Consider the following 11,477-nt stretch of genomic DNA (forward strand, 5'->3'; position numbering starts at 1 on the left):
CTAACAATGACTAAACAATCTTTTTCCTTTTTTTTGCCACTTTTTAACCGTGGCCCTTGTTGTATGCCCTTTTCTAAAATTTAGAACGCGAAGGCAACAAGAATTTACGAGATTTTATGATGAACTTACCGATGAAAAAGCCATATCGTTATTTTAAATGGCAAAATCTATTAATATTATTCACCTTACTTTTCCTATTAGTCAGTGCCTTACCGAATCTATATGTCGATAAAGTAAAAATTGAACTCTTGCCTATTAATTCAAGTGTTCAACAAATAACCACAACAGAACTTAAAGACTTATTCAATCAGCAGAATTTATCTGTAGATAAAATTCATGTTACTAGCGAAAAAACAACAATTACACACGGTAACAAAGCCGACACAAAGTCAATTAACTCACTGTTATATAACAAGTTAAAAGATAAATACCTTATTAAAATTAATAGGATAAATAACTTACCCTCATGGCTGGAGTCACTCAATGCTAAGCCAATAAAATTAGGCTTAGATTTAAGTGGCGGGGTATTATTTGTGCTTGATGTTGACACAAAACAAGCCTTATTTGATCGTTTCAAAAACATCGCATTAGCGATAAAAACACTTGCCATGGAAGCACGTATTCAAGGAGTTAATGTCGTTCAAAGCAAGGCAAGCCAATTTCCTGAAGCACATCAACAAAAACTTTCTGTCAGCTTTCCTAACGTAGCGAAGAGTAAAGTTGATACGCTTTTTAGCAAACTAAAAGCAATCTACCCTGAATTATCCCAGCAAAAAAATCAGCATAACCAAGTGACGTTGTCATACTCCTCAAAAATAACAGCTCAATTTCGTCAAGAAACGATGCAGCAAACATTAAAAACAATGCGAGGAAGAATAGCAGAGCTAGGGATAACTGAAGCGATAACACAGCAACAGGGAAAAAATCATATTCGCATTGAATTGCCTGGTGTTCATGATCCCGAAGAAGCAAAACGTATCATAGGTGCCACAGCTTCACTCGATTTTTATCAGCTTGCAGAAAACTCAAAGGCAGCAGGTATATTGCGCATGTCAGATGAACATGGCAGAACACTCACCTTAAACAGCCAGGTGGTTTTTTCAGGCAGCAATATTAAAGATGCACGAGCAGGACAAGATCAAATGAGCATGCCTTTAGTCAATCTTACCCTAGATGCTATCGGTGGTAAGAAGATGTCGCAATTTTCTAAGCAAAATATCGGTAATACTATGGTAACGGTATTTTCTGAATTTTATCGAAATGCTGAAAATCAAATGGTCAAAAAAAGTAAAGTCATTAACGTCGCTACAATCCAACAACACCTTGGCTCTATATTTAGTATCACTAACATGTCAAGCCAACAGGCTGCACAAGAACTCTCATTATTATTGCGAGCAGGTTCGCTAACAGCGCCAGTCACTATAGTAAAACAACGCACCATTGAGGCGTCACTCGGTGAAAATAACATCAAAAAGGGTATTAAAGCCCTTAGCGTAGGTATTAGTATCACCTTGTTATTTATGGTTTTTTGGTATCGTTCTTTAGGAGTCATTGCAAATATAGCACTAACATTGAATTTGATCAGCTTACTTGGGTTGATGTCGTTACTGCCTGGTGCAGTACTGACTTTACCCGGTATTGCCGGTTTAGTGTTAACGGTTGGTATGGCTGTTGATACCAATGTTCTTATCTTTGAGCGGATAAAAGAAGAATTAAAGCGCGGCCATAAAGTGTTGTCAGCCATTGAACAAGGTTATAAAAGTGCTTTTTCAACAATTCTTGATGCCAATATTACCACCATGATCACTGGCATTATTTTGTACACTATAGGAAATGGTCCGGTTAAAGGTTTTGCACTTATTTTATGCTTAGGGATTTTAACCAGTATGTTTACGGGTGTTTTTGTTTCAAAGGTATTAACAAACATGGTTATTCGAAAAAATAAAACACAATTATTGGGAGTTAACGTATGAGTACCACGAAACTTAATAAATACTTTACTTTAAGCTACTTTCGCATTGCCAGCTTTTATTGCGCAGCAATATTTATTGTTATTGCACTTTCTGGTCTATTGAGCAAAAATTTAGCGCTTGGTTTAGATTTTACTGGCGGTTACCTTACTGAATTTTCAACGGAAAATCCCCTTAGCCAAACAAAAATGAAGACCTTACTCAGTGCTTATCTCCCTGAAAGCTTTAAATTAACCTCTGCTGAACAAGGAACACATTGGAGTGTTCAACAAGCAGATAATAACGTCAGTTTACAAGGTAAGGAATGGCTAACTGATTTTGCTGACAAAAATCAGTTAAACATCACGCCTCAAGACGCCGTTTACATAGGAAGCCAAGTCGGTGAAGAATTAATTAACCAAGGTGGATTAGCGCTATTAACCGCAATTATTGTCATCTTAATCTATTTGTCTTTTAGATTTGAGTGGCGTTTAGCCGCGGGTGCTGTTATTGCTCTTTTTCATGATGTACTTATCGTACTCGGGTTATTTGCATGGTTTGGCTTATCCTTTGATTTAACAATTTTAGCCAGTTTGTTAGCCATTATTGGCTACTCATTAAACGACTCAATTATTGTCGGTGACAAAATAAGAGAAATAATGAAATCAAATAATCATGCAAATATAGATAACGTGATCAATCAAGCCATTAAATCAACTTTAGTAAGAACGATGATCACCTCAGGAACGACATTAGCGACTATTATTGCCATATGGGGGTTTGCAGGAGAGTCTTTAGCAGGTTTTTCTATATCACTATTCACCGGCGTTTTAGTGGGTACTTTCTCTTCGATTGCAATTTCAGCAACAGTGCCACAATTACTTGGTTTAACCGCTGATTATTATCAAAAAATAGAAACAGATATTTGCCCCTTACCTTAAATAATAGTCCAGTAATTTCGGCTCGATAATCGTATCAAGACAATAACTCACAAGGGTATTTACTTAACCGTAAATACCCTTAACGACATCAGCTAGACGATGATATTTCCAACGCCGCATTTAATCTATCAAAACCTCTAGCAAGGTCGGCAATTAAGTCATCAACATCTTCTAAGCCTATATGCAAACGAATTAATGGGTACTCATAATGCCACTGAGTTGCTGTGCGTATGCGCCCGACATTAGTATTACCCAAAATCAAACTTTCAAAACCTCCCCAAGAATAGCCCATTTTAAAATGTTCCATACCATCGAGTAAGGCATTAAGTGACCGCTTATCACCACGCGTTAACACAAAAGAAAACAAACCGTTAGCGCCCGTAAAGTCGCGCTTAAAATATTCATGGCCCGGACATGATTCAAAAGCAGGATGAAGAATTACATCAACTTCATCGCGTGTTGCCAGCCAATTAGCCACTTTTAGGGCACTGGCTTGGTGTTGTTTTAAACGAACACCTAAGGTGCGAATACCACGCATCGCTAAATATAAATCGTCAGGCGACGTACATTGCCCCATTAAATAGCTATTTTCACGTAATTGTGGCCAGTACTCTTCTGTCGCCGTTGCCGTGCCTAACATCACATCTGAATGACCAACGATATATTTAGTCGCGGCTTGAATCGAAATATCAACACCGTAGTCAAAAGGTTGAAAATTGACCCCCGCAGCCCAAGTATTGTCGAGCATAACAATACAGCCATGCTGGTGAGCAACTTCAGCAATACCCGGAACATCTTGTACTTCCATAGTAATAGAGCCAGGTGATTCTAAGAAAATAAGTCGGGTGTTAACTTTGATAAGTGTGTCTATATTTTTACCCATAGTGGGATCGTAATAAGTGGTTTCTACGCCAATGTTAACCAATATCTTGTCGCAAAAATCGCGTGTTGGTTCATAGGCGGTATCAACCATTAAAATATGATCACCGGTTTTAACAAACGAAAGAATAGCATTAGTGATCGCCGCAGTACCCGATGGATAAATGGCACAACCTGCACCGCCTTCAAGATCAGTCATTGCATCTGCGAAAGCAAAAGCGGTTGAGGTGCCTCTTCGTCCGTAGAAAAGCACCTGATTGCCGCGGTTAGCGGTTGCGTGATTCATTTCTTTAACCGTATTAAAAACAACGGTTGATGCACGTTCTACCGGGGGATTAACAACGCCACGTGTCCATTTTGATTTTCGTCCAGCATTGACTATTTTGGTATCGTTGATCATGATTTTTCATCCTAAAGCATAAAATTCATTTAGCCATCTAAATAGCTAACTTAATAAAGTTACCTTATGATCTTTCCAAGCATGATGCACGATTTATTTACAATAATTACAGCGATAGACTTATTGAAATAAGTTCATTTGATCACTGGTTAGCTTTTCGAAACTGCTGCCAACAAAAGGTAAAAGAGCATCGGCAACAGTCGCTAATTGTCGGTCAATATAAAACTGGTAATCTAAGGGCGCTTTGACATAACCTTTAGCTTGCGGACCAGACGTCGTAATGAAATATTCTATCCAACCGCGTTGCTGATACTTTAACGGCTGATTGTTTATTTTATTAATGTCATCAGCTAAACGTGCAGCTTTGACATGCGGGGGCACATTTTTAACATAGTGATCTAATTGCCGGCGAATACGCTTACGATAAACCAGTAAGTGATCTAATTGCCCTGCAGAGGTTTGAGCAACAATACTGCGGACATAGTCGGCAAAAGGTTCGCCGTTAAATATTTTTAAATACAACTCTCGTTGAAAAGTTTTTGCCAATTCTGTCCAGTCGGTGCGAACACTCTCTAAACCTTTAAAAATAAGTTCATACTTGCCCTTTTTTTCTACGATCCCCGCATAACGTTTTTTAGTACCAACATCTTGCCCTCTGATTGTTGGCATTAAGAATTGGCTAAAATTATAGACTGAGTATCCCAGCAACACCCTTTTTTACTCATACTACCAATAAACCCATTTAATTTGAGCAATCGACGATATTGATGACTGGCATACTGAACGCCTTGATCTGAATGAACTATTAACCCTGCTTTAGGTTGTCGTTGCCAAATAGCCATTGTTAATGCATCACAAACAAGCTGCGCTTTCATTCTTGATCCCATGCTCCAACCCACGATTTTTCGTGAATATAAGTCAATCACCACACATAAATATAGCCAACCTTCTGATGTCCAAACGTAGGTGATATCACCTACCCACGCTTTATCTGGCGCTTCAACAGCAAAGTTTTGCTTTAACTCATTTTGATAAATGGGTTTGTTATGGTCGCTGTTCGTTGTTGCCTTGTATTTCTTTTTATAACGAACCCAAACGTTCGCTTCTTTCATGAGTTGAGCCGTTTTACGTCGACTAACCGGAAAGCTTAATGTATTGAGTACTTTTTTAATCCGCCTAGCGCCATAAGTATTGTCACTGAATTTAGCAATATCTTTGATCAACGCAATCATTTCTTGATGGGTTAGATCATCAGCGGCACTTACTTTACGCTTTTGAAAGCTATAGAGTTTATTACTTTTAACACCCAGTACGTGACACATTACTACCACAGGCCAGATCTTCTTATGTTGGGCAATGAACGAATATTTTACTTCGTTTCTTTGGCAAAGAAGACCGTCGCTTTTTTAGGATCTCACGCTCCATTTCTAAACGTTTAACTTACGCTTTTAGGTTGCGGATTTCTTCTTGCTCGGGTGTTAATTTCCCGTTACCACGAAAAGCATGACCATCCTCATTGTCAGCTTCTTTGATCCAACGACCTAGCATATTAGGATTAACACCTTAGTTTCTTGAGGCTTCTGCCTGGCTATAGTTTTGCTCAACGACTAAAGCGATAGCATCAGGTTTGAATTCTTTTGAATATTTTTACGTTTTGTCATTTTCGATCTCCAGTTAAGATTATTATCTCTTAACTAGGTAGTCGAATCCATTAGACCACGTCAAGGTACACCTAGTACATACCACTTGACCCTCAACCACTTATCTAATTCTTGTAAACTTGGTTTAATACTTTCCACTTCGCTCAACTATTAATATTCAAATATTATCAGTATAATAAATAAAATTTTACTACCTTAAACAAGTAGTTGTACCATAAGTTTATTATCAACCAACTATAGTTGGACAATTAAAATCACTTAAAATAGAGATTAAGACTGAATTCGATTCTAAAACTAAAGGATAAATATGCTTCATCTACCTTCTCTGGCTCCGTTGGTGAGGAGTCTAGATCAGGGTTGGTTTTTTCCATATATTACCCAACTAAGAACCCCATCTAACACCACTGAAAGTGCATCGGTTATTAATATACTAACCCACACACCCGATGAATTTAGTGCTTGAATATCATATTGGCTGGCATGCTCAACGTTACCCCAAGAGATAACCGACTCACCGTTACTTTCTGTTATTTGCACATTATTTGGTGCTGTTAGCCCGGAGCTAGGCACATAAGGAATAAAGGTTGTTATGTCACCTACATTTATAGGCACCCATGTTGTTTCTGCATGACTTAGTGCAGAAAAAAGCAACGTAATATAAAGAATTATAGCTGGGTTATTACGGTCATGTTATGCATTCCTTAGCACCTAATGCTACTGGCAAATGTTATATTGTTATTTTGAATGCTTTGCAGCATTTTTTTCACTCTACTCATCAGTTACAAAGATAATCTTTCTATTAACATGTTCATAATTACTATCAATATGTTCAAACGAAAACACCTCCCTTGTATCGACACTAATTAACTGTAGGTATTCTTGTTCACCTGTTACGACTTCATTATTTAAAAGCTTCAACCCGCTCTCGATTAAAGTAAACTGTTCTGAAAGTTTATCCCACGTTTGGGTGCTTACAACAAGACTTCTCTGACCATTTAGTACACTGTAATGCAATATTTTTTCGTGGTAAGTAAAATAAAAATTATTATCATCTGCTTGATAAACAATAGAGTCATCGACTGTTAAAAAATTATTGGCATGATACTTTTCACATATGGTATCTGCACCGCATATCGCCGCCTTAAAAACACTTTTCACTAGCTTACCTAAACTTGCCCATTCTTCTGCGGTCATTTCTATAACGTTGGCTTTTTCAGCATTTAAATTCAGCTGATAATACTTGTTATCATAAAGCATGTAATAGTTATTTTTTTCTAAACAATCAACATCATCCGTACAATCAAGTTGATATATTATAGCTAATTGTTCCGATTTCACTGGCTCTGATGCCAATGAATAATCAGAACAAACCTCATCAAGGCTGCACGCTTGAACACGGTAACGGTAACTTCTCGCTTGCTGATCTACAAGGACAACACTGTTGGTTTCATATCGATTTCTATTTTGCCACGCCCCTTCATTGATACTTACCTGTCGATAATAGTGATGTGCATCAGCAATCCAAGAAACAGTGATATCGTTACCATTTGAGATAGTTGCAAGCGGTTTGGGGGGCGCGGCCGTAACCGGCTCCGATGCTAGCGAATAAGGTGAACAATCATTAAGACTGTAACAGACTCTTACGCGGTACTCGTAGGTTCGAGCCTGTTGGTGCATGAACACTGCAGTCTTTGTTGTAAAGTCAGTAGCATTCTGCCAGCCGGCCCCATTTATATTTACTTCTCTAGTGTAATACTCACCATCTGGAGATGACTCCCACGAAACTCGTATCTCATTGCCATTTGTTACTGTCGCTATAGGTTTTGGACCGACAATAGTTACTTGGTCTGATGCCTTCGAATAATCAGAGCAAATGTCATTAGGGTTACAAGCTTGTACACGATAACGATAACTTCTCTCTTGCTGATCTAATAGCAGGATACTGGTAGTGGCATATCGAGTTTTATTTTGCCACTCACCATTATTTATACTCACCTGTCGATAGTAATGATTTGCATTTGCAACCCATGAAACCCTTATCTCATTGCCATTTATCACTGTAGCTTCTGGTTTTTTTGGGGCTGCTGTAACCGTATCTGATGCAGGAGAATAATCAGAACAGATTTCATCGGAGTTACAAGCCTGTACACGATAGCGATAACTTCTAGCTTCCTGATCTAAAAGCAATATACTCGTAGTGTTATATCGATTTCTATTTTGCCAAGCACCACCATTAACACTCACTTGACGATAATAATGACTCGTATTAGCCGTGGCGTTCCACGAAACAGTTATATCATGACCATTTGCGATAGAGGCATTTGGCTTTGATGGAACTGATGGTTCGGGTAAAACAGATATCGATTTAGAAGCAGAGGAGTAGCTAGAACATGTGTCATTAATGTTACACGCTTGTACTCTGTAACGATAGCTTCTCACTTGCTGATTAGATAACAGTACAGTGTTAAACGTATACTTATTTCTATTTTGCCATGCGCCATTATTAATACTCACCTGACGATAATAATGTTGTGTATTAGCTGTGGCAATCCATGAAACAGTTATATTATTACCATTTGCAATAGAAGCCTTTGGCATTGAGGGCGTTGATGGCACAGGTGGAATATTAACGGTAATACCTTTCTTTATCGAAAAAGCACTACAGCCATTGGCATTACAAGCTCTAATTTTATAATAGTAAGTTCCATTAGGTTTATTTCTACTTAATGATAAACCAGTACCGGCATATATTGTGCCGCTTAACTCACCCATCAATTCATAACGAGTAGCTGATGTAATTGGCTGCCATGAAACAGTATAACCACCATCACTATCATTACTTGGAACTGAAAGGTTAGGTGTACTTGGATACGCCGCAAATGCCTTTCCGCACAGCGTTAACACCATTAAAGCAATGATTTTTAATTTTAAAATTATCGAAAAAAAAGTAAATAACTGAGGCATGTAATCCCTAGGAGTTAGTAAATAGGGACAAAAGTGAAAGGTTAAATAATGAAAATTTGTTTTTCGTCATCATCCCTAACGACTTAAACACATAAATTTCCAAGCATGATATATAACTCCATATAAATTGTAACTAACTATTTACATTTTATTCAATAAATTGTTAATTAACCTGAGAAATGGATAAAAATTAAATTAATTGCCCACCTCGCGATCAGAACTTTCGACTAAAAACGATTTAAAAGCAACAAAGGTGGGCAGATGAATAAGTTAATAGATATATTTTGTGATGTCGATGATTTTTTCATAAATTTTTACCTGTATGGGAAGCCGAGTTAATCGCAAATGGGACTAAGAAGCGAAGGCGCCAATCAAAGATGACGACGAGTAAATGTCTGTCTATTGTTATTGCTTTTCATCAATCAAACCATAGGGATTTCAAGAACTTCTATATGGGATTAGTTCAACGATATTGGCGAGAAGACTTCCCTACCTTGTTAAGCTATACGCGTTTCTTACATAAAATGTCCGCGTTAATTATTCCTATGTGCGCTTATTTTCAAACGGTTAAAGGAAAGCCCACAGGCATTGCCTTTGTCGATTCTACAAGCCTGAAAGTATGTCACAACATTCGTATCCCACGTAATAGGGCCTTTAATGGTATAGCCAAATGAGGAAAACGAACCATGGGTTGGTTTTACGGTTTTAAGCTACATTTATTGATTAACCACATAGGTGAAATTATTTCTCTGAAGATAACACCTGGTAATACAAATGATAGAACGCCAATCCCTGAGTTATGCAAAAACCTTAAAGGAAAGCTTTATGCAGATAAAGGATATATAGGTACAATCTCAGTGAAAAATTAGCTGAAAGTGATATCGATTTAGTAACTACCGTTCGGAGAAATATTAAGACTAAGGCAATGTCCCTATTTGATAGAGCAATGCTATCAAAGATATACATAATTGAAACAATAAATGACCAGCTAAAAAATATTTCACAAGTTGGCATAGTCGCTACCGAAGTGAGACAGGTTTCATGTTAAATGTAATTTCAGGCATAGTGGCCTATTGCTTAGAGAAGCAAAAGCCACGTATTAAATTATCAGCGAGTGAATTTGGATTGATGGCTGTTTAGAAAGCGTCTCTCTTAAACAGATCTCAGGTTATATTTAAAATAAGACTACTTTCACTATTTCAGACATTCATCATTAAACTAGTAACGCCTCTATGTTCGTATTACTTTACGTTCAACTCTTTCCATATTCAGTCAACTGAATTTGGACAACATTGCATAAAAAGTTCAAAAGCATTTTATGTTCAACACTATAAAAACAGATTTGCTCAAGTTATTGTCTGAACAATTAATACCTTCGGCTTTCACATAAAAATTTAGGGTTAATGTTCTACATTTTTATATAATTTTAACGTTCGATGAGTGGCACACCATTTTCGATGGGTAGAAACAGCCCATTTGGCCATATTTACTGGGCTACCTGCGGCGTGAATAAAATGCCGATTAAATGCGGTTATTGTTTCAAGCCAATCTTGCTCATTCACCATAAATCGTTCAAATATAGGTTTAATATGAGCAGGGATAGACCCTCGTTTATCTTCTCGAATACATCGCCCTGTCCATTCCACCAATTGAAAGTAATCAATGAGTTTAAACGGTAAACCTATTTGTTGCTTACTGTGTGGCTGATAATAAGTAAATGGTAATATATTATCAGGCTGTGCTTGTTTACTTTCTTTTATCCCTGCTTTAGCAACCGTTTTTAGCCGTTGTTGAATGGAAGTGAAATCAGAGTTTTCAGGTGTCTCTGCAATAGCAGCGCGAATTGGGTTTAAATCAACATACACCATGCAAGACAATAATGCCGTTTCATCAAGTAATGCTTGGGACTTAAACCGACCTTCCCAAAAACGCCCTTTGCAGTTATCTTCTTTATTTGCTTGTACGGCAATGCTTTCGTTTAAACAACGCATGTACCAACCTAAATCATATAAGCGTGCTCGCCATACCTGAATAAGTTCAAGTGTTTTGTCTTTTTCTGCTTGAGTGGTTGCTTTGTTGGTTAGCCAACGGTCAACCATAATATGACCATTAAATAGCTGCTTCCAACGCATCACTACATCATAATCACTTAAGCTATCCGCTTTATCTTTATCAACTTTCAAGACTAAGTGGTAATGGTTACTCATTACGGCATATGCACAAACATCAATAGTAAAAATAGTTGAAAGCGTGGTTATTTTATCAACCACCCACTGCTTACGATGGTCAAAGTTCTGACCTGTGAACTTATCATCACCACATAAAAACGCCCTACGTACACAGCGACAAATACAGTGATAGTAAGGCGTAGCATCTAAACAAACTTGCTCTTTTTTGGCGCGGGTCATGGCTTAACCTATTAATTAAAAATCAAACAATATACTAAGCCTAGTTGACCTTTTTAATCAATCTAATTTGGGGGTGTCCCTTTTTATTTCTATTATCAAGTGTCACCGACCCCTTTTATTTACTTTTATTTTTTGAGTGGGTGTCTGTTATTTTTTGTTGTTTTTTCCTTTATTTCATAAAATGCAGAATAATCCCAAAAAAAAATGACACTAAATACCCGATACAAACGCCTCTGAAAACATTGCTGGGAATATCAGTCCTTTTACTCACAAAT

General features: G+C 37.5%; 7 protein-coding genes and 2 pseudogenes. 3 read left to right on the top strand and 6 right to left on the bottom strand.

The genetic code is table 11. The annotated features are described in order from the left end of the window. Positions 1 to 116: 116 nt before the first annotated feature. Both secD and secF read left to right on the top strand, forming a co-directional pair. Complete coding sequence (gene secD, locus H4J52_RS05695; protein ID WP_182224353.1) at positions 117 to 1,973, top strand: protein translocase subunit SecD; 1,857 nt, start codon at positions 117 to 119, stop codon at positions 1,971 to 1,973. Next, positions 1,970 to 2,890, top strand: coding sequence for a protein translocase subunit SecF (secF, locus tag H4J52_RS05700; protein WP_182224354.1), 921 nt, complete (start codon positions 1,970 to 1,972; stop codon positions 2,888 to 2,890). The genes secD and secF overlap by 4 nt, the downstream gene beginning before the upstream one ends. A gap of 88 nt (positions 2,891 to 2,978) precedes the next feature. On the opposite strand, the gene H4J52_RS05705 is transcribed toward secF, so the two are convergent. The 5 genes and pseudogenes from H4J52_RS05705 to H4J52_RS05725 form a co-directional block, all read right to left on the bottom strand. Next, positions 2,979 to 4,169: a cystathionine beta-lyase gene (locus H4J52_RS05705; protein ID WP_182224355.1), complete on the bottom strand. Its 1,191-nt coding sequence runs from the start codon at positions 4,167 to 4,169 to the stop codon at positions 2,979 to 2,981. Positions 4,170 to 4,289: 120 nt separating this feature from the next. Further along, on the bottom strand, positions 4,290 to 4,838 hold the full coding sequence (locus H4J52_RS05710; RefSeq protein WP_182224356.1) for a DNA polymerase domain-containing protein: 549 nt from the start codon (positions 4,836 to 4,838) through the stop codon (positions 4,290 to 4,292). A gap of 29 nt (positions 4,839 to 4,867) precedes the next feature. Further along, positions 4,868 to 5,786, bottom strand: a pseudogene (locus H4J52_RS05715) (IS3 family transposase); the annotation flags it as partial. Positions 5,787 to 6,181: 395 nt separating this feature from the next. Then, on the bottom strand, positions 6,182 to 6,442 hold the full coding sequence (locus H4J52_RS05720; protein WP_182224357.1) for a hypothetical protein: 261 nt from the start codon (positions 6,440 to 6,442) through the stop codon (positions 6,182 to 6,184). Positions 6,443 to 6,598: 156 nt separating this feature from the next. Beyond that, positions 6,599 to 8,794: a fibronectin type III domain-containing protein gene (locus H4J52_RS05725; RefSeq protein ID WP_182181122.1), complete on the bottom strand. Its 2,196-nt coding sequence runs from the start codon at positions 8,792 to 8,794 to the stop codon at positions 6,599 to 6,601. Positions 8,795 to 9,055: 261 nt separating this feature from the next. On the opposite strand from H4J52_RS05725, the pseudogene H4J52_RS05730 reads away from it, so the two are divergent. Further along, positions 9,056 to 9,934, top strand: a pseudogene (locus H4J52_RS05730) (IS982 family transposase). 260 nt (positions 9,935 to 10,194) lie between these two features. Here H4J52_RS05730 and H4J52_RS05735 read toward each other — a convergent pair. Continuing rightward, entirely contained in the window at positions 10,195 to 11,202 is a 1,008-nt protein-coding gene (locus H4J52_RS05735) for a transposase (RefSeq protein ID WP_182224358.1), read from the bottom strand. Between the last annotated feature and the right edge of the window lie 275 nt (positions 11,203 to 11,477).

The sequence above is a fragment of the Colwellia sp. MB02u-14 genome (assembly GCF_014076915.1).
Taxonomy (GTDB): Bacteria; Pseudomonadota; Gammaproteobacteria; order Enterobacterales; family Alteromonadaceae; genus Colwellia_A.